Below are 19,125 nucleotides of genomic sequence, written 5' to 3'. Positions count from 1 at the left end.
GTTGCTCGGACATAGACGGTGACGCGCGCCCCGTTGACATGGGTTGTTCCGTGCGCGCGGAAGTAGCGCCGCAGGGTGCTTGTCTTCGCCTCCTCCTGCGGGTCGGACGGAGAGTACGCACCCGCCGCGCGGACCGCGACGATCCGGTCGAACTCCAGCATGCGTGCCGCGATGTCCCGGGCGGGAAGCTCGACACCTGCGAGCGTGTTCGACGAAACGGGATCCTGTGCCAGGGCGAGATCCGTCAGAGAACGGGTGTCCTCGGGGTGGGCCCCGGTCAGGATCCGGTGCCGGCCGGAGAGATAGAGCAGCCCGTCGCCGGGACGGCCTTCCTTGCGTATGGCGGCGCCGATGGCGGTGACGTCATTGCTCCGGCTCTGGGGCGTCCTCAGTGAAAGGCTCGGCGGGACGAGCGCGGCCAGTACGGCAACCGCCGCGATCCATGCGATGCGGGAGGACCGCTGCCGCCGGAGGAAGTGATCCGTCCAGGCGCCCAGCAGCAGGGCGATTCCGACAGTGCTGTAGAGCACGTACCGGTCGACGAAAAGGGGTTTGGCCAGTGAGGCGATCAGCAGCAGCAGGCCCGGAAGCACAACGATCGGCACAGCCAGCGCGGAAAGCCGGACGGGCCCCCTCACCCCCAGGGACGGTCGGGCACACGCCACGCCCACGACCGCCACGGCCAGGACACCGGGAAGCCGCACCGGTCCGCCGATCCAGGCCACCTGCTCCGACTGCCCCGCACTACGGATCGCCAGCGGCAACAGCCCGGCCACCACGCCCGCGGCCGTCACACTCCACGCCTTCAGCACCGGTCGTGGAACACGGGAGACGACCAGCGTGACGCCGTGTGCGACCAGGGCGAGGACCGCGAACTCATGGAGCAGACAGGCCAGCAGCATGGTGGAGCCGTAGACCGCCCACCGCCACCGGGCGCGCTGCGGGACACTGACCACGAGCGCATGGGTGGCCCAGGTGACCAGGGCACAGACCATGGCATACGAGCGGCCCTCCTGCGCGTACTTCTGTACCTGGGGAAGGAGCGCGAACACCAGCCCGGCCAGCAGCCCGGCACGGGGTCCCGCCAGGCGTAGCCCCACAAGTCCGACTCCGCTCGCCGCCACGGACATGGCCAGCACGGACGGCAGCCGCAACGTGAGCAGTCCTCCGCCGAAGAGACCGAAGATCTCGTGCATCACGGCGTAGTAGAGGGCATGGACCAGATCGATGTGCTGGGCGGTGAGCCATATCTGCGAGAGGTCGCGGTGTGCGAGCTGATAGGTGACGGACTCGTCCCCCCACATGGTGTTCTGCCTGCGGATACCCCAGAGCCCCAGAGCGACGGTCAGCGCCGAGGGCGCGATGACGACGACGGCTGTGGCCGGGCTCGTTGATCGTCGACGGGCGGGTACGGGAGGGGAAACCGCCCGGGCCACAGCGGGGCCACGTTCAGCAACGGACATCGGTGACAGGGCCTTTCAGAGTGGCGGAGACGTTCCGCCAGCGTGCCCGGACCTCGTTGACCGGTTGCTGACCCAACCTGACCGGCCGATCAGGAAGGCGGGCCGGCGCTGTGCGAGGCTGCACCGCATGCGCATCCTGGTGGTCGAAGACGAGGTGGACCTTGCCCACACGCTGCACACCGGTCTGACCGCCGAGGGCTACAGCGTCGACCTCGCCCATGACGGCCGGCAGGGACTCTGGATGGCCCGGACCGGCGAATACGCCCTGGTCGTCCTGGACTTGATGCTGCCCGGACTCAACGGTTACAAGGTCTGCGCCCAGCTGCGCCGGGAGGGCAACGCGACCCCCATCCTGGTACTCACCGCCAAGGACGGGGACTGGGACCAGGCAGAGGCCCTGGACACGGGGGCCGACGACTACCTGGCCAAACCCTTCTCCTACCTGGTGCTCGTCGCACGGCTGCGGGCCCTGGTCAGACGAGCCGCCACGGTCGCCCCGCCCGTCCTCGCCGTGGGCGACCTCTCGTTGGACGTCGCCGGCCGGGTCTGCCGCCGGGCCGGGGCCCGGGTGGACCTCACGCCCAGGGAGTTCGCCGTGCTGGAGCTGCTGGCCCGCCGGGCGGGCCAGGCGGTCTCCAAAACGGATCTGCTCTATCACGCGTGGCCCGACGAAGCCCAGGATCCCAACCTGGTGGAGGCGCGCGTCAGCGCCCTCCGCAAGAAGGTGGACGCCGCGTTCCACCGGCAGTCCCTGCAGACCGTACGGGGCACCGGCTACCGGCTGGTGGACGACCGTGAACGCGACTGAGCCGCGGCGGCGCCGCTGGTGGCCGCGTTCGGTACGGGCCCGCGCGGCCCTGGCCGTCGCCTCGGCCACCGCTGTCGTCCTGGCCTCCATCGGCTGGTGGGTACACCGCGACGTCTACCACGAGGGTACGCAGATCGCCCGGGAACAGGCCCTGGAACAGCTCTGGACTCTCGTCGACCAGCTGAAGGAAGGTGTGGTTCCCGTCCGTGACAGCACCGTGCCGTACGAGGTCGTCGCCACCGGTCGGCGCACCGCTGTCGCCTACGGCGGGGGCATGGCCGCCTTCGATCCCGGGACCCGCCACGTGCTGCCCGCCCCGACGGGGGAAGGTACGCCCAGTTTCTTCCGCCTGCCGGTGAACCGCGACTACAACCCCGGACTCAGGGGCGATATGGCCGGCGGGGTCTACGAGGTCTTCACGGCCGACATCAGAGCCGGTGAACTGAGCAGTGACAAAGCCGCCGCTCTGGGCGTCGCCGCCGACGCCAGGATGCGGGTCTACGTAGTGGTGCTCCCGCACACGGCCGAGGTGATCTCCGCGACCACCGACCGCCTGCTGCTGCGGGCCGGGCTCGTCAGCCTCGTACTGATCGCCGCCGTCGCCTACTTCGCCGTACGGATCGCGCTGCGGCCGGTCGAGGCCATCCGTGTCCTCACCGCCTCGGTCACCGCGAGCGACCCCCGCGAACGCGTCACCGTCCCCGCCACGGGACACGAGATCACCGCCCTGGCCACCACCATCAACACCACCCTCCAGCGCCTCGACAACGCCGCCGCCCAGCAACGCCGGTTCGTCGCGGACGCCGCCCACGAACTGCGCAGCCCCCTCACCACACTGCTGGCCAGCCTGGAAGTCGCGCTCGCCTACCCGGAACGCACCGACTGGCCCGCCACGGCCACCACCGCCGCCCGGCAGACCCGCCGCCTCCAGGCCCTCGCCGAGGACCTGCTGCTCCTCGCCCGCCTCGACACCCGCGCCCCCACGGCCGACCCCGACACCGTCGACCTGACAGCCCTCGCCTCCCGGCTGACCGAGCAATACCCTCTCACCGGACGGCCGTTGACCCTCACCTGCGACAGCACCGCCCCCGCACACGTGCACGGAAACCCCGGCGAATACGAACGGCTGCTGCGCAACCTCGTCGACAACGCCGCCCGCCACGCCGCACACCGCATCCAGATCACCGTACGGAACCAGGACGCCTGGATCGTCCTCACGGTGCACGACGACGGACCGGGCGTGCCCACCGAGGACGCCGAGCGCATCTTCGAACGCTTCGTCCGGCTCGACGACGCCCGCTCCCGCGACCACGGCGGCACCGGCCTGGGCCTCGCCATCGCCCGCGACCTGGCCCACCGCCACCGAGGCACCCTCGCCCTCACCCCCCGAACCCTCGGAGCCTGCTTCCGACTACGCCTCCCCCGAGCGCCCACCCCAGCCGAGAAATGACGCGCTTCACCACGCCGGCCTCTGCGTTCAGAGCCAGTCCCGCCGCTTGAAGACGAAGTACAGGCTGGTGCATACGACGGCCATCAGGACGATCGCAAAGGGATATCCGAACACCCAGTGCAGCTCCGGCATGTGCGAGAAGTTCATCCCGTAGATCGTCCCCACCAGCGTCGGCGCGAACAGGATCGCCGCCCACGACGAGATCTTCTTGATCTCCTCGTTCTGTTCGAACCCCGCCTCCGCCAGTGCCCGCATCTCCGCGTTCTGCTGCTGGGTGACCAGGGTCGCGTTGACGGTGAGGATCTCGGTGAGGGCCTGGCGGAAGCCGTCGACGCGCTCGCTGGTGTGGGTCACGTGGTCGGCGACGTCACGGAGGTAGCGCTGGAGTTCCTCGTCGGTGCCGTACTTGGAGAAGCCGGCCATCAGGCCGTGCAGCATGCCGACCAGCGGGCGGGTCGCGCGCTGGAACTCGACCATCTCGCGGGAGAGTTCGTAGATCCGGCGGGAGACCTCCGGGTCGCCCCGGAAGACCTCCGTCTCGATCTCGTCGATGTCGTTCTGGACGCCCGACACGACCGGCGCGTACCCGTCGACGACCGCGTCGAGTATGGCGTACAGGACCGCCTCGGGCCCGAGCTTCAGCAGGTCGGGGCTGTCCTCCATGCGCCGGCGGACCGCCGAGAGGTCCGGCGCCGCGCCATGGCGGACCGTGATCACGAAGTCGGGGCCGATGAAGATGTGCAGCTCGGCGAAGTCGATCTCCTCGGGGGCGTCCAGGTAGCGGGCCGCGCGCAGGACGACGAAGAGGGTGTCGCCGTAGCGCTCCAGCTTCGGTCGCTGGTGCGCCTCCTTCGCGTCTTCCACCGCCAGAGGGTGGAGGCCGAACTCGGCGGCCAGGGAGTGCAGTTCGCCCTCGGTGGGGCGGGCCAGGCCGATCCACGCCATGCCGGCCGGCTGCTCGCGCAGTGCCCGGTAGGTCTCCGCCAGTCCGGCGGGGGCGTACACGCGGACGCCGTCGCGGTACAGCACCGCCTGGACCACGCTGGCGACCTCGCCGTTCTCCGGCTGCTCCGGGGGCACGGGGACGGGCGGGTCGGGCCGGGGCGGCTCGGGCGGGGGCGCGGTGCGGCGCCAGACGGACTTGCGGGTACGGGGGCGATCCGGCATCGCGGCTGCCTCTCGGTCGCGTGGGTCGAGCCTACGTCCGCGTGATCACAGCGCAGGATATACCGGGCATACGACGTCCAGGGCGGCCCCGGGGCACGGGTTCGGTGTGTATTGAGGACGGGAACCGTCCTAGATCCCCGCTAGCTTGCCTTCATGACGAACAGGACGTCCGCGCCCGGCCCCGTGCTCTCCGCCCGCGCCCTCAACCGGGCGACCCTCGCCCGGCAGCTGCTCCTGCGGCCCGCCGCGCTGCCGGTGAAGGCCGCCGTGGAGCATCTGCTGGGTCTCCAGGCACAGAACGTCAAGCCGCCGTACTACGCCCTCGCCGCCCGGTTGGAAGGCTTCGCGCCCGAACAGCTGTCGGCGCCGATGGCGGACCGGGAGGTGGTGCGGATCGTCACCCTGCGCTCGACCATCCACACCCACACCGCCGACGACTGCCTCACCCTGCGGCCGTTCGTCCAGGCCGCCCGGGACCGCGAGCTGACGCACTTCCGCACCGGGCTCGCCGGCGTCGACCTCGACCGGCTCGCCGCCCTGACCCGTGACCTGGTCGAGGCCGAGCCGCGCACCATGAAGCAGCTGCGGGAGGCCCTCTCCGCCGAGTGGCCCGGCGCCGACCCGCAGTCCCTGGCCGTCGCCGCCCGCTGCCGGCTGCCCCTGGTCCAGGTCACCCCGCGCGGACTGTGGGGCCGCAGCGGACAGGTCGCCCTCACCACCGCCGAACACTGGCTCGGCCGGCCCGCGCAGGCGCCGCCCGCCCCGGAGACCGTCGTCCGGCGCTACCTCGCCGCCTTCGGCCCCGCCTCCGTCAAGGACCTGCAGACCTGGGCGGGACTCACCCGGCTGCGCGAGGCCTTCGAGCGGCTGCGGCCCGAGCTGCTGACCTTCCGGGACGAGCAGGGCACCGAACTCTTCGACCTCCCGGACGCCCCGCGCCCCGACCCGGACACCCCGGCCCCGCCCCGCTTCCTCCCCGAGTTCGACAATCTGCTGCTCTCGCACGCCGACCGCACCCGGGTCGTCCCGCCCGCCCTGCACGGCCGCGCCTGGCAGGGCAACCAGGCCTACCGCACCCTCCTCGTCGACGGCTTCCTCGCCGGCCTGTGGAAGCTGGAGGAGGACACCGGCGCCGTCGTCGTCGAGCTCTTCGGGCGACTCGACAAGGCCCGGCGGGAGGCCGTGACGGGGGAGGCGGAGCGGATGCTGCGGGTGCTGCACCCGGGGCCGCCGCGCGACATCCGGTTCGGCACCGTCGTACCCCGGTAGATCCGTACGAATGCAGGGCATGGAGAGGGGGCGCTGCGGGCCGCTCGTGGAGGCTCGCAGCGCCCCCTGGTCATTCACCTGAGGGGTGCTCAGGACTTCTTGCGGGTCACCCGTTCGCTACGAGTTGACCTGCGCGGTGACGAGGCTGGAGAAGGTGGTCAGCCGGGTGTACACACCCGGGTAACCGGCCTCCGCGCAGCCCTCGCCCCATGAAGTGATCCCTGCCAGGACGCCCCCGATGAGCAGGGGACCGCCGCTGTCGCCCTGGCAGGTGTCTACGCCGCCGGATGTGTATCCGGCGCAAACCATGTCGGTCGCGACGAAGTCGGAACCGTAGGAGGAGCGGCAGCTGGAGTCGGACACGATCGGGACGGTCGCGGTCCGCAGCTGGTTGGAGGAGCTGCCGTTCTCCGAGGTGGTGCCCCAGCCGAGGATGCGGGCCGTGGTGCCGGCCGCGTACACGCCGGTCTGGGACGAGGAGACGTACGACGCCGGGGTGTACGACATCGAGGTCGCCAGGGTCAGGACGGCCACGTCGTCGCCGTTGGTGGCGTCCGTGTAGTCCGGGTTGATCCAGATCTTGCTCACCCGGCTGACCGTGCCGTTGGTGCCGTTCAGGTAGGTGCGGCCGCCGACGACCCGCACGCTGCTGGTGGTCTCGCCGACCATACAGTGCGCCGCCGTGACCACCTTGGTCGCCGAGACCAGGGTGCCGCCGCAGAACTGGTTCTGCGAGGCGTCCGTGATCTGCATCATGAACGGGTACGAGGTCGTGGTGGTGGTCGTGCCGCCGACGATCGGCTGCGGCGCTGCGACAGCGGTGGGGGCGCTGAGCAGAGCCGTCGCCGCCGCGGCGGCGACGGCCGCGACGACGGCCGCGGCCTTCTTGGCACGGTTGAGCCCGAACATGCGTCTCCTCGTGGGGGATTAGCCGGTGGGGGGTCGCGCGGGTGTGGGGGGTGATGCACGGGGGTCGCGGGACCGACCCCCGTGTGCCCGGGCGAGCGGCACATCCCCAAAGCTAGGGGCCGCACAGCCTCCTCCCAATGAGGGAACCCCCTAGGGGCGTCGGGGCAGGGAAAACCCTCGGTCGACCCGCGGGCGCCCCTCGTCAACCCGCGTACGGCAGTTAACCCCCGGGTGGCTCACTTCGCGTGACGCCCCGCCGCCAGTCGGACGATGTCCACCCGGGAGCGGATCCCCAGCTTGCGGTAGACCCGGGTGAGGGTCGCCTCGACCGTCTTGACGCTGATGAACAGCCGGGCCGCGATCTCCCGGTTCGTCGCGCCCTCCATGACCAGCGCGGCGACCTGACGCTCCATCGACGCCAGGCCTTCCAGGGCGTCGGAGGCGGGCGGCGCCTGCGGGGCGAGCGGCGCCGGTTCGACGGCGCCCGCCGCCGCTGCCGCGTCGACCTGCCGCAGCCAGGGCAGCGCCCGGCACCGCCGGAACAGCCGTGCCGCCTCGTCGTACGACGTCGGACCGGGCCGTGCGGTGCGCAGCCGGGCCAGGGCGAACGCGGCCCGCGCCTCCTCCAGGCCGTATCCCAGCTTGGCCAGCCGGTCCTGAACGGACGTCAGCCGGGCCAGGGCCCCCTCGTGGTCGCCGTGCGCGGCACGCACCAGGGCCTCCGCCCGGTCGAGGACGGCGAGCACGCTCTCCCGGCCGAGCCGCAGTGCCTGCTCGCGGGCGACGTCGATGACGTCCTGCGCCTCGCCCGGTTCGCCCACCCGGACCAGGGCCTCGGCGAGGTCGCCGTGCCAGCGGCCGCGCGCCGGGTCGGTGATGCGCAGACCCGTCTCCAGTTCCCGCACCCGGCGCAGCGAGGCGACCGCGGCCGCCGCGTCGCCGGCCACGAACTGGGCGTGGCCCAGCGCGGCCAGGGCGCGCGAGAGGTACATCTGGTCGCCGTCCTCCTCGGCGCGGTCGGCGGCCTCCCGGGCGAGGGCGAGCGCCCGGTCCGGATCGCCGCCGGAGGCCTCGGCGAGGGAGGCGAGCATCGCGGACGCGCCGAGGCCGATGCCGGAGTCGCGGGCCAGCCGGAGGCTCTCGCGGGACAGGTCGAGGGCGCGTCCGCAGTGCCCGGAGCGCAGTTCGGTCTCGGCGAGGAACCGCTGGAAGTGCACCTCGCTCTCCACCATGCCGCGCCGGCGCACCTCGCGCAGCAGCGCGGTGATGGTGGCGCGGGCCTCGGGCAGCTGGTCGCTCATCAGCAGCCAGCGGAACCGGGCGGCGCCGACGCCGTTGTGATGGCACGCCACATACGGGTCCTGAGGCTCTTTCAGCGCCCGCTTGATGGTGGTGGGCGCGTTCGGATGGCCCATCAGGGTCTCGGTGGAGGCCTGGAAGGACAGCGACATCAGCTCGGTGCGGCGGTCGCCGCCGCGCGCGGCGAGCTCCGCCGCGTGCGCGGCCTCCTGGCGGGCCTCGGAGAAGTCGGCCTCGACGATCAGCTTGCGCCAGGCGAGGTGGTAGTGGACCAGGGCGAGCAGCCGGGGGTCGTCGCCGGCGTCGGCGAGGGCCTGCGGGAAGACGGCGTCGACGTCGCCGAGGGCCTGTCCGGCGGCCTCGATGACCACTTCCCAGGCGCGGATCCGGTCGGCGGGCACGGTGGCCCGGGTGAGCACCTCGCGCGCGATGTCCCGCGCCAGGTCCACCTCGCCGGCCGTGATCGCGTCCTCGGCGGCCTTCAGCCGGTGCTCGTCCGGGGGCGGGGTGCCGTCCGGCGGGGTGTGCCGGGCGGCGAGCAGTCCGAGGGAGGCGGCGACGGACGGGGCGCCGCGGTCGCGGGCGAGGGCCGCGGCCTCGGCGAGCCGGGCGGCCACCTCCGGGTCGGTGCCGGTGGTGGCGAGGGCGAGGTTGCGGGCCCGCTCGATCGGGTCGGAGGCGGCGGTGGACAGCGCGGCGTGCGCGGCCCGGCGCTCCGTCACGGGCGCCTCGGCGTACAGCGCCGCCGAGATCAGCGGATGCGCGAACCGTACGGCGGGGCCCTCGGGCTCGGTCGCCAGCAGCCCGAGTTCGGCGGCCCGGGCGGTCTCGGCCTCGGCGTTCTCCCGGCCGGCCGCGTGCAGCAGGGCCAGGGTGGGGCGGGCGCCGGCGCTGGCCACGAGCAGGGTGCGGCGGGCGTCGTCGGAGAGCATGTCGAGGCGGCTGAGGACCAGGGCGCGCAGCGAGGTCGGCACCGGCAGCGGCTCGCCGGGGCGCGGCGGGGTCGGGTTCTCGCCGAGGGCGCGGCCGAGTTCCAGGGCGAACAGGGGGTTGCCGCCGCTGGTGCGGTGGATCTCGCGGACCGTGGAGCGGGGCAGGTCGGTGTAGCCGCGGTGGTCGAGCAGGGCGGAGACCTGGTTGCGGGAGAGCGGGTTGAGGCGGACGGCGAGGGTGTCGGGCGGGGACGCGCGTAGATGGCGGTCGTACTCCTGGCCCTCGGTGCGGACCGCGCAGAGCAGCTGGACGGGGGTGTCGCCGAGGCGGCGGGCGGCGAAGCCGAGGAGTTCGGCGCTGGCCGAGTCCAGCCACTGGAGGTCGTCGGCGACGAGCAGGACGGGGCCGGAGGCCGCGAGGGCGCGCAGGGCGGAGAGCACGGCGAGGCGCAGGGCGAGTCCGTCGCGTTGCAGGGTGGACTCGCCGCGGCCGGTCAGGGCCGATTCCAGTGCGGTGCGCTGGGCCGTCGGCAGCCTGTCCGAGATCTCGTCGAGGACCAGGCCGAACAGATCGGCCAGGGCCAGGAAGGGGAGATGGGATTCGGACTCGGTCGCCGAGCAGCGCAACACGGTGTGCGCCGCGTCGCCGTAATCCGCGGCCAATGCCCGCAGCACGGTCGACTTTCCTATTCCGGCGGGGCCGTGGAGCAGCACACTGCCGCCGCGCGCCAGCTGGTCACGGGCGGAGGTGAACAGTTCCTCCCTGCCGATGACCAGGTCGGGGCGGCATCGGGCAGGCTCCTTGAAGTCCCGTCGCACGGTCACCGCTCCCCTCCGAGTGTCGTGTTCGGGCCAAATTCTAGGCAACGTCTCTTTGAAATTCGGAGGGACGGCGTGGTGAGGGAGATAACAACGTGACGCATAGGGAAATTCACTGTGGCGGCAGGTGAATGAGTAGTTGTCGTGGCAGCCCCTCCCTGGCTTGATCCGATCGGTTCGCACCCCCCGCGCGCCGGGCGCCGCGACAGGTGTGGGAGCACTCTTCCATGGCCTTGTTACCGACGGGAACCTCCCGTGTCGGGCAAGACCGACTAGGGCAAGAGCCCCGACCGGCGGGCCGTGGCCACCGCCTCGCCGCGGGTGTGGGCGCCCAGTCGGCGCATCGCCGAGCGGAGATAGGCCTTGACGGTCTCCGGGCGCAGACCGAGGCGGTCGGCCGCGACCGCGTTCGTCGCGCCGGCCGCCACACACGCGAGGACGTCCAGCTCACGCGGGGCGAGCGCGGCCTGCCCACCGGCCGCGCCCGGCGTCAGCAGACCGCAGGCCTCGAGAAGCTCCGCGCGCAACTCAGGGTCGCCGATCCTCGGGGCCAGCGCCCGCAGCGCGGCATGCGCCTCGCGCACCTGCTCCCAGCCCGGCCCCCGCCCGGCAGCGGAGGCGGGCGCGGACCCCGGCAGGGCCTCGGCCAGCAGCCCGCGCGCCTCGTCCTCGACGACCAGCGCCTGCTCCACGTCCCGCGCCACGTCGACGGCCGCGCTCAGCGTGCGGTCACCCAGCGGCTGGGCGGTGCGCAGGGCGCCGTAGAGCACTCCGCGCACCCGGCGCCGTACCACCACCGGGATCGCCAGCACCGAGCGCAGTCCCTCCTCGGCGACCGCCGCGTCGTACTCGTGGCTGATCTGCCGGGAGAGCGAGTAGTCGGTCACCGCGCACGGCCGGGCCCGCGCGACCGCCTTGCCGCCCAGCCCGTTGCCGGACGTCACCACCACACTCTGGAGCGCGAACGTGGTAGCACCGCTGAACTCGCTGATCCGCATCCGGGCACGCCCCGGCTCCACCAGGCCGCCGAAGGCGACCGGCAGCCCCGTCATGCGCCGCAGGCGCGCCAGCGCCCCGCGAATCTCCGCCGTACCGGCTGGGTCTGCTGCCACGTCCTCGCCCTTTCCGCGTGGCTGGGGATGATCCCACATGTCACCCCCGTGCACCGCACTCCCCCCGTTCGGGGGTAGTGAGACCTGCATCACGGATTACACGATGGCAGAGAGCCGCCCGGCAATGGCCCGGCACCTAGGAGGACACCGATGACGACGGCCACCGAGCAGTTCCGCAGGGCCCGGGATTTCCTGCTGGAACACCGTGAGGACTACACCGCCGCCTGCGAGGGCTTCACCTGGCCCCGCCCCGAGCACTTCAACTGGGCCCTCGACTGGTTCGACGTCATCGCGCGCGACAACGACCGCACCGCCCTGCACATCGTCGAGGAGGACGGCACCGAGACCCGGCTGACCTTCGCCGAGCTGTCCGAGCGCTCCGACCGGGTCGCGAACTGGCTGCGCGGGCGCGGGGTCACCGCCGAGGACCGGATCCTCGTCATGCTCGGCAACCAGGCCGAGCTGTGGGAGACCGCGCTGGCCGCGATGAAGCTGCGCGCCGTCGTCATCCCCGCCACCCCGCTGCTCGGCCCCGCCGACCTGCGCGACCGCGTGGAGCGCGGCCGGGTCCGGCACGTCCTGGTGCGCTCCGAGGACACCGGCAAGTTCGACGAGGTGCCCGGCGACTACACCCGGATCGCGGTCGGCGGCGCGCTCGGGGGCTGGCAGGCGTACGAGGACGCGTACGCCGCGCCCGCCGGCTTCACCCCCGACGGCCCCACCCTCGCCGACGACCCGCTGATGCTCTACTTCACCTCCGGCACGACCGCCCGCCCCAAGCTGGTCGAGCACACCCACACCTCGTACCCGGTCGGGCACCTGGCGACGATGTACTGGATCGGGCTGAAGCCCGGGGACGTGCATCTGAACATCTCCTCGCCGGGCTGGGCCAAGCACGCCTGGTCGAACCTCTTCGCGCCCTGGAACGCGGAGGCGACCGTCTTCATCCACAACTACACGCGCTTCGACCCGGCCCGCCTGATGGCGGAGATGGACCGGGCCGGCGTCACCACCTTCTGCGCCCCGCCCACCGTGTGGCGGATGCTCATCCAGGCCGACCTGACCCAGCTCGGCACCCCGCCGAGGGAGGTGGTGGCGGCCGGCGAGCCGCTCAACCCCGAGGTGATCGAGCAGGTCCGGCGGGCGTGGCGGGTGACGATCCGGGACGGCTTCGGCCAGACGGAGACGGCCGTACAGGTCGCCAACAGCCCCGGGCAGGAGCTGAAGACCGGCTCGATGGGCCGGCCGAGCCCCGGCTACCGGGTGGAGCTGCTCGATCCCCTCTCGGGCGCGCCCGGCGCGACGGAGGGTGAGATCGCGCTCGACCTGTCGGCCCGCCCGGTGGGCCTGATGACCGGCTACCACGGCGACCCCGACCGTACGGCGGAGGCGATGGCCGGCGGCTACTACCGCACCGGCGACATCGGCGCCCGCGACGCCGACGGCTACATCACCTATGTGGGCCGCGCCGACGACGTGTTCAAGGCATCCGACTACAAGATCAGTCCGTTCGAGCTGGAGAGCGCGCTGCTGGAGCACGAGGCGGTGGCCGAGGCGGCCGTGGTGCCCGCGCCGGACGAGCTGCGCCTCGCCGTGCCGAAGGCGTACGTGGTCCTCGCGGAGGGCTGGCAGCCGGGTCCGGACACGGCGAAGGTGCTGTTCGAGCACTCCCGTGAGGTCCTCGCCCCCTACAAGCGCATCCGCCGCCTGGAGTTCGCCCCGCTGCCCAAGACCGTCTCCGGCAAGATCCGCCGGATCGAGCTGCGCGAGGCGACGGCGGCGGGCTCGGCCGACGAGTTCCGCGAGGAGGACTTCCGGTGACGGCGACCTCCTACACGCACGGGACCGGTGGGACGGCCCTGCTCGGGGACACCATCGGCGCCAGCCTGGACCGGGCCGTCGCCGCCTGGCCGGACCGTGAGGCGCTCGTCGACGTGCCCTCGGGACGGCGCTGGACCTACGCCCGGTTCGCCGCCGACGTCGACGAACTGGCGTACGCGCTGCTCGCGAGCGGGATCACCAAGGGCGACCGGGTGGGCATCTGGGCGGTCAACTGCCCGGAGTGGGTCCTCGTCCAGTACGCCACCGCCCGCATCGGCGCGATCATGGTGAACATCAACCCGGCCTACCGCACCCACGAGGTGGAGTACGTCCTCAACCAGGCCGGCGTCCGGCTGCTCTTCGCCTCCCTCAGCCACAAGACCAGCGACTACCGGGCCATGGTCGAGCAGGTGCGCGGCAGGTGCCCGGAGCTGCGGGAGACCGTCTTCATCGGCGATCCGAGCTGGGAGGCGCTGATCGCGCGGGGCACGCCGGCGCCGTTCGAGGACCTGTCCTGCGACGACCCGATCAACATCCAGTACACCTCGGGGACGACGGGCTTCCCCAAGGGGGCCACCCTCTCCCACCACAACATCCTCAACAACGGCTACTTCGTGGGCGAGATGATCGCCTACACCGAGCAGGACCGGATCTGCATCCCGGTGCCCTTTTACCATTGTTTCGGGATGGTGATGGGGAATCTGGCCGCCACCTCCCACGGCGCCTGCATGGTGATCCCGGCCCCCTCCTTCGAACCGAAGGCCACCCTCGAGGCGGTCCAGCAGGAGCGCTGCACCTCCCTGTACGGCGTGCCGACCATGTTCATCGCGGAGCTCAACCTCCCCGACTTCGCCTCGTACGACCTCTCCACCCTGCGCACCGGCATCATGGCGGGCTCGCCCTGCCCGGTGGAGGTGATGAAGAGGGTCGTCTCGGAGATGAACATGGCCGAGGTGTCGATCTGTTACGGCATGACCGAGACCTCGCCCGTCTCCACCCAGACCCGCCGCGACGACGACCTGGGACACCGCACCGGCACGGTCGGCCGGGTGCTCCCGCACATCGAGGTGAAGGTCGTCGACCCCGCGACCGGGGTGACGCGGCCGCGCGGCACGGCGGGCGAGTTGTGCACCCGCGGCTACAGCGTGATGCTCGGCTACTGGAACGAGCCGGAGAAGACCGCCGAGGCCGTCGACGCGGGCCGCTGGATGCACACCGGGGACCTCGCCGTGATGCGCGAGGACGGTTATGTGGAGATCGTCGGCCGGATCAAGGACATGATCATCCGGGGCGGCGAGAACATCTACCCGCGCGAGATCGAGGAGTTCCTCTACGGCCACCCGAAGATCCAGGACGTCCAGGTCGTCGGCGTCCCGCACGAGCGGTACGGCGAGGAGGTCCTCGCCTGTGTCATCCCGCGCGACCCGGCCGACCCGCCGACCCTGGAGGAGCTGCGCGCCCACTGCGAGGGGCGGCTCGCGCACTACAAGGTGCCCAGCAGGCTCCAGGTGCTGGAGGCGTTCCCGATGACGGTGTCCGGGAAGGTGCGCAAGATCGAACTGCGGGAGACGTACGGCCGGTGAGTCCCGGCCGCGGCCGTCGCCTCAGGCGCCCCGGGCGTCGAGGGCGGCGGCCGCCGCGTTCACGGGCTGCGGGGTGCCCGTCAGGTCCAGCAGGAACAGCGGGACCCGCAGCCGGTCGGCGCCGGCCCGGGCCTCGTCGGCGTACCCGGCGAGGGAGAAGTACACACAGTCCGCGGACTCGGTCATCGCCGTCAGCCACAGACACTCCACGTCCCGCAGCGCGGCCGGGCGCACACTCGGGTCGACCTGGGCCAGCAGCCCGGGGGCGGCGAGACCGATCCCCGAGGTGGGCCGCTGATCGGCCCGCCGGACCTCGCCGTGGCCCAGCCAGCGCAGATAGAGGGCGGCCGCGGTGACCGCGTCGAGGGCGGTCCGGATGGCGACGGACCGGAAGGCGGGGCGGTGCGGCGCGGCCGGCACCGGCAGCGGCTGCGGCTCTGGCACCGGTTCCGCCTCGGCTTCCGGCTCCGGTTCCGGTGCGTCGGGTTCGGGTGCGTCGGGTTCCGCGCGCCGGGGGCATGTCCCGCCCGTCACCGGCAGCCGCAGCGCCGTACCGCACGGGCAGCCCAGTTCCGGGTGCGGCCACTGGCCCTCGCGGCCGCAGGAGCCGCAGCGCAGGGTGACCCAGTCCTCGTCCCAGGCGCGGTGCACGACGGCCGTGGGCTCGGCCCCGGGATCGAGCGCCAGGGCGACGGGGGCACCACACGCGCACAGATAGGACGGCACGGTGTAGAGGCGCTCGCGCCGGCAGGCCGGGCAGCGCACCGGCACGCTCTCGGACATGGCCCCCATCGTCCTCCTTCGGACCGCCGTTGTCCGTCTCTTGACGACCTTCGTGCACCGACCTACATTGCTTCCAGATAGTAGAAGTTTATTTCCGTATCGTGGAAGTTGGCGACAGTCGAAGCAGGAGTACTCGATGGCTCGCATGACCGCTGCCCGCGCGGCAGTCGAAATCCTCAGGCGCGAGGGCGTCACCGCCGCGTTCGGCGTCCCCGGCGCGGCGATCAACCCGTTCTACGCGGCCCTCAAGGCCTGCGGCGGCATCGACCACACCCTCGCCCGCCATGTCGAGGGCGCCTCGCACATGGCCGAGGGCTACACCCGCACCCACCCCGGCAACATCGGCGTCTGCGTCGGCACCTCCGGACCGGCCGGCACCGACATGATCACCGGGCTCTACTCCGCGATCGGCGACTCGATCCCGATCCTGTGCATCACGGGCCAGGCCCCGACCGCCGTGATCCACAAGGAGGACTTCCAGGCCGTCGACATCGCCTCGATCGCCCGGCCGGTGACCAAGATGGCGGTCACCGTCATGGAGGCGGCCCAGGTCCCCGGCGTCTTCCAGCAGGCCTTCCATCTGATGCGTTCCGGCCGGCCCGGTCCGGTCCTGATCGACCTGCCGGTGGACGTCCAGCTGACCGAGATCGAGTTCGACCCCGACACCTACGCACCGCTGCCCGTCCACCGGCCGGCCGCGACCCGCGCCCAGATCGACAAGGCGCTCGGCATGCTGAACGCCGCCGAGCGCCCGCTGATCGTCGCGGGCGGCGGGGTCATCGGCGCCGACGCCTGCGCCCTCCTCGTGGAGTTCGCCGAACTGACCGGCACCCCGGTCGTGCCGACCCTGATGGGCTGGGGCGCGATCCCCGACGGCCACGAGCTGAACGCCGGAATGGTCGGCCTGCAGACCTCGCACCGCTACGGCAACGCGACCTTCCTGGAGTCCGACTTCGTCCTCGGCATCGGCAACCGCTGGGCCAACCGCCACACCGGCCGGCTCGACGTCTACACCGAGGGCCGCACCTTCGTCCACGTCGACATCGACCCCACCCAGATCGGCCGGATCTTCGCCCCCGACTACGGCATCCCCTCCGACGCCGGGGCGGCCCTCGCCCTGTTCGTCGAGGCGGCGAAGGAGCTGAAGGCGGCGGGCCGGCTGCCCGACCGTTCGGCCTGGGCGGCGGCCGCGCAGGAGAAACGGGCCACCCTCCAGCGCCGTACGCACTTCGACGACGTCCCGATCAAACCGCAGCGCGTCTACGAGGAGATGAACAAGGCCTTCGGCCCCGAGACCCGGTACGTCACCACCATCGGCCTCTCCCAGATCGCCGGCGCGCAGCTGCTGCACGTCCACCGGCCGCGGCACTGGATCAACTGCGGCCAGGCGGGCCCGCTCGGCTGGACGATCCCGGCGGCGCTCGGCGTCGCCAAGGCCGACCCGGACGCGCAGGTCGTCGCCCTCTCCGGCGACTACGACTTCCAGTTCATGATCGAGGAGCTGGCGGTCGGCGCACAGCACCGGATCCCGTACGTCCATGTCCTCGTGAACAACGCCTACCTGGGCCTGATCCGCCAGGCCCAGCGGGCCTTCGACATCGACTTCCAGGTCAGTCTGGAGTTCGAGAACCTCAACACGCCGGAGCTCGGCGTCTACGGCGTCGACCATGTGAAGGTCGCCGAGGGCCTCGGCTGCAAGGCGATCCGGGTGACGGACCCCGGCGAGCTGGGGGCGGCCTTCGAACGGGCCCGCAAGCTCGCCGCCGAGTTCCGGGTGCCGGTCGTCGTCGAGGCGATCCTGGAGCGGGTCACGAACATCGCGATGAGCGTCACCAACGACATCGGCGCGGTCGTGGAGTTCGAGGAACTCGCCACCGAACCGGGCCACGCCCCGACCTCGATCAGACCGCTGACGGGCTGAGCCGGCAGCGCGTGAGGGGACGGCCGCGCCGCGGCCGTCCCCTCACGTCGTCCCCCGTCACGGAAAGCCCGCCACCCCCGTGCCGGCGGGCCCCCGTGTGACCACAATGTGCCCGCACCCGGGCCCGGTTGAAGCCTGCTGAACCATGTTCAGAGGTTGATTTGAGGTTTGCCCGCCTCGGCTAGGCCGGCTGCTGCGGGTGGTGCTCCGACAGCCCCGGCCAGTCGTCGGGTCCGCCGCCCTGCCACTCGATGAAGTCGCTCTCCTCGAGATCGGTCACATACAGATCGGCCAGGCGCAGGATCTCGCTGACGTCGTCCGCGTGTGTGGCGATCCCCAGCGTCTCCTCGCCCTCGGTCACCCGCCGGGAGCCGTCGAGCGCCGGCGGATGCACCACGACATGCGGATGCTCCGTTGGATGTGCCATGCCTTCAGCGTCCTGCGGGCCGGACGGATCCGCACGCGGAAAGGCTCCCGCGCCGGCCGGGAGGCGGCCTGCGGGGGAGCTCGGGAGACGCCGGTGCCGTCCGACGGCGCGAGGCCGCGCGCGTGGGGCCGTCGCGCCGCCGGACGGGCTCGGGGGTGGGCGGGGACCGCGGTGGCGGCGACGGACCGGGGGTGCTCTTCCCTCGGGTCGGGAACAGGATCCGGATCCTTGCGCCACCGCACTGGCGCGCACGCCGCCGCGGTCCCCGCCCCGCCCGCACCGGATCCCGGCCGGCCACCCCTCAATCCGGGCCGGCCGTCCGCTGCGGGCCGCTCTTCTCGATGTTCCCCCGTCGGTTTCCGGTGGTGTCCGGGCGGTGCCGCCGCCTGGGCGCGACACGACAGATGTCGGCGGCGGCGCCGCCCGGAGTTCTCGGGGGCGGGTGTCAGACCCGGGCGCCGGAGAGGCGCTCCACGGCCCGCAGCAGCGCCGAGTGGTCCAGGCCGCCGTCGCCCTGGGCCCGCAGCGAGGCCACGAGCTGGGCCACCACGGCCCCGGCCGGCAGGGCCGCGCCGACGGCACGGGCCGCGTCGGTGACGATGCCCATGTCCTTGTGGTGCAGGTCGATGCGGAAACCCGGCCGGAAGTCGCGCCGGAGGAAGTTCTCCTTCTTCCGGGTCAGGACCGTCGAGCCGGCGAGACCGCCGTTCAGCACGTCCAGCGCGGCCGTCAGGTCCACGCCCGACTTCTCCAGGAAGACCACGGCCTCGGCGCACGCCTGGAGGTTCACGGCGACGATCAGCTGGTTGGCGGCCTTCACGGTCTGCCCGCTGCCGTGCGGTCCGCACAGCACGACGGTCCTGCCGAGCGCCTCCAAGAGCGGCCGCGCGGCGTCGAAGTCGGCCTGCTCGCCGCCGACCATGATGGACAGCACGGCCTCGATCGCCCCGGCCTCGCCGCCGGACACGGGGGCGTCCAGGACCCGGATCCCCTTCTCCCGCGCCGCCCGCGCCAGCTCGACGGAGGTCTGCGGGGTGATCGAGGACATGTCGATGAGGAGGGCGCCGGGGCGGGCGTTCCCCAGGATGCCGTCCGGGCCGTACGCGACCGCCTCGACCTGGGGGGACGCGGGCACCATGGTGACGATCACGTCGGCACCTCGCACGGCCTCGGCGATCGAGCCGGCGGCAGTGCCTCCGGCGGCGGCCAGCCGGTCCAGCTTGTCCTGCTCCAGCGTGAATCCGGTGACGTCGTAACCCGCTTTGACCAGGTTCTCGGACATGGGGGAGCCCATGATGCCGAGACCGATCCAGGCGACCTTGGGCAGGGGTGCGTTGCTCATGGAGGGATGCCTCTCGTACG

General features: G+C 72.3%; 13 protein-coding genes and 1 pseudogene. 6 read left to right on the top strand and 8 right to left on the bottom strand.

What is annotated here, in order from left to right; genetic code table 11:
• Positions 1-5 precede the first annotated feature (5 nt).
• Positions 6-1,463 (bottom strand): annotated as a pseudogene (locus ABZ464_RS25535) (glycosyltransferase family 39 protein); the annotation flags it as partial.
• A gap of 127 nt (positions 1,464-1,590) precedes the next feature.
• Between ABZ464_RS25535 and ABZ464_RS25530 the strand changes: the two are divergent.
• The gene (locus tag ABZ464_RS25530; RefSeq protein WP_359280095.1) at positions 1,591-2,271 is read left to right on the top strand and encodes a response regulator transcription factor; all 681 of its coding nucleotides are present in this window, start codon (positions 1,591-1,593) and stop codon (positions 2,269-2,271) included.
• Complete coding sequence (locus ABZ464_RS25525) at positions 2,258-3,721, top strand: HAMP domain-containing sensor histidine kinase (RefSeq protein ID WP_359280094.1); 1,464 nt, start codon at positions 2,258-2,260, stop codon at positions 3,719-3,721. The genes ABZ464_RS25530 and ABZ464_RS25525 overlap by 14 nt, the downstream gene beginning before the upstream one ends.
• A 27-nt stretch (positions 3,722-3,748) precedes the next feature.
• On the opposite strand, the gene ABZ464_RS25520 is transcribed toward ABZ464_RS25525, so the two are convergent.
• On the bottom strand, positions 3,749-4,888 hold the full coding sequence (locus ABZ464_RS25520) for a magnesium and cobalt transport protein CorA (protein ID WP_359280093.1): 1,140 nt from the start codon (positions 4,886-4,888) through the stop codon (positions 3,749-3,751).
• A 153-nt stretch (positions 4,889-5,041) separates the two neighbouring features.
• Here ABZ464_RS25520 and ABZ464_RS25515 point away from each other — a divergent pair, with 153 nt between their 5' ends.
• Positions 5,042-6,157 (top strand): winged helix DNA-binding domain-containing protein, encoded by a 1,116-nt coding sequence (locus ABZ464_RS25515; protein WP_359280091.1) that lies wholly within the window; start codon positions 5,042-5,044, stop codon positions 6,155-6,157.
• A 117-nt stretch (positions 6,158-6,274) separates the two neighbouring features.
• Here ABZ464_RS25515 and ABZ464_RS25510 read toward each other — a convergent pair whose 3' ends face one another.
• The 3 genes from ABZ464_RS25510 to ABZ464_RS25500 all read right to left on the bottom strand — a co-directional run bounded on the left by ABZ464_RS25510 (position 6,275) and on the right by ABZ464_RS25500 (position 11,228).
• The gene (locus ABZ464_RS25510) at positions 6,275-7,066 is read right to left on the bottom strand and encodes a serine protease (RefSeq protein WP_359280089.1); all 792 of its coding nucleotides are present in this window, start codon (positions 7,064-7,066) and stop codon (positions 6,275-6,277) included.
• Positions 7,067-7,302: 236 nt separating this feature from the next.
• Positions 7,303-10,122, bottom strand: a complete 2,820-nt coding sequence (locus tag ABZ464_RS25505; protein WP_359280088.1) for an AAA family ATPase — start codon at positions 10,120-10,122, stop codon at positions 7,303-7,305.
• Between the two features lie 266 nt (positions 10,123-10,388).
• Positions 10,389-11,228 carry a helix-turn-helix transcriptional regulator gene (locus tag ABZ464_RS25500; protein WP_359280087.1) on the bottom strand — a complete coding sequence of 280 codons (840 nt, stop codon included), beginning with the start codon at positions 11,226-11,228 and terminating at the stop codon, positions 10,389-10,391.
• 150 nt (positions 11,229-11,378) lie between these two features.
• Here ABZ464_RS25500 and ABZ464_RS25495 point away from each other — a divergent pair, with 150 nt between their 5' ends.
• Together ABZ464_RS25495 and ABZ464_RS25490 are read left to right on the top strand one after the other, a co-directional pair.
• Positions 11,379-13,049, top strand: coding sequence for an AMP-binding protein (locus tag ABZ464_RS25495; protein ID WP_359280085.1), 1,671 nt, complete (start codon positions 11,379-11,381; stop codon positions 13,047-13,049).
• Positions 13,046-14,632, top strand: coding sequence for an AMP-binding protein (locus ABZ464_RS25490; RefSeq protein ID WP_359280083.1), 1,587 nt, complete (start codon positions 13,046-13,048; stop codon positions 14,630-14,632). The genes ABZ464_RS25495 and ABZ464_RS25490 overlap by 4 nt, the downstream gene beginning before the upstream one ends.
• A gap of 21 nt (positions 14,633-14,653) precedes the next feature.
• Here the strand turns inward: ABZ464_RS25490 and ABZ464_RS25485 are convergent, their stop codons facing one another.
• A complete protein-coding gene (locus ABZ464_RS25485) occupies positions 14,654-15,424 on the bottom strand; it encodes a hypothetical protein (RefSeq protein ID WP_359280082.1) in 771 nt (256 codons plus the stop codon).
• Positions 15,425-15,551: 127 nt separating this feature from the next.
• Between ABZ464_RS25485 and gcl the strand changes: the two genes are divergently transcribed.
• The gene (gene gcl / locus ABZ464_RS25480; protein ID WP_359280080.1) at positions 15,552-17,336 is read left to right on the top strand and encodes a glyoxylate carboligase; all 1,785 of its coding nucleotides are present in this window, start codon (positions 15,552-15,554) and stop codon (positions 17,334-17,336) included.
• A 181-nt stretch (positions 17,337-17,517) separates the two neighbouring features.
• Here the strand turns inward: gcl and ABZ464_RS25475 are convergent, their stop codons facing one another.
• Together ABZ464_RS25475 and ABZ464_RS25470 are read right to left on the bottom strand one after the other, a co-directional pair.
• Positions 17,518-17,763: a hypothetical protein gene (locus ABZ464_RS25475; RefSeq protein ID WP_359280079.1), complete on the bottom strand. Its 246-nt coding sequence runs from the start codon at positions 17,761-17,763 to the stop codon at positions 17,518-17,520.
• A 445-nt stretch (positions 17,764-18,208) separates the two neighbouring features.
• Positions 18,209-19,105: a 2-hydroxy-3-oxopropionate reductase gene (locus ABZ464_RS25470; protein WP_359280077.1), complete on the bottom strand. Its 897-nt coding sequence runs from the start codon at positions 19,103-19,105 to the stop codon at positions 18,209-18,211.
• Positions 19,106-19,125 lie beyond the last annotated feature (20 nt).

The organism is Streptomyces sp. NPDC005820 (assembly GCF_040630255.1).
Classification (GTDB): Bacteria; Actinomycetota; Actinomycetes; order Streptomycetales; family Streptomycetaceae; genus Streptomyces.
The sequence above is the reverse complement of the archived record's forward strand: the minus strand, read 5'-3'. Positions and strand labels throughout refer to the sequence as shown.

Excerpts from the sequence above, each read along its gene's own strand:
- ABZ464_RS25530 (WP_359280095.1), top strand. The coding sequence starts at position 1,591 with ATGCGCATCCTGGTGGTCGAAGACGAGGTGGACCTTGCCCACACGCTG.
- ABZ464_RS25520 (WP_359280093.1), bottom strand. The coding sequence starts at position 4,888 with ATGCCGGATCGCCCCCGTACCCGCAAGTCCGTCTGGCGCCGCACCGCG.
- ABZ464_RS25515 (WP_359280091.1), top strand. The coding sequence starts at position 5,042 with ATGACGAACAGGACGTCCGCGCCCGGCCCCGTGCTCTCCGCCCGCGCC.
- ABZ464_RS25510 (WP_359280089.1), bottom strand. The coding sequence starts at position 7,066 with ATGTTCGGGCTCAACCGTGCCAAGAAGGCCGCGGCCGTCGTCGCGGCC.
- ABZ464_RS25495 (WP_359280085.1), top strand. The coding sequence starts at position 11,379 with ATGACGACGGCCACCGAGCAGTTCCGCAGGGCCCGGGATTTCCTGCTG.
- ABZ464_RS25485 (WP_359280082.1), bottom strand. The coding sequence starts at position 15,424 with ATGGGGGCCATGTCCGAGAGCGTGCCGGTGCGCTGCCCGGCCTGCCGG.
- gcl (WP_359280080.1), top strand. The coding sequence starts at position 15,552 with ATGGCTCGCATGACCGCTGCCCGCGCGGCAGTCGAAATCCTCAGGCGC.
- ABZ464_RS25475 (WP_359280079.1), bottom strand. The coding sequence starts at position 17,763 with ATGGCACATCCAACGGAGCATCCGCATGTCGTGGTGCATCCGCCGGCG.
- ABZ464_RS25470 (WP_359280077.1), bottom strand. The coding sequence starts at position 19,105 with ATGAGCAACGCACCCCTGCCCAAGGTCGCCTGGATCGGTCTCGGCATC.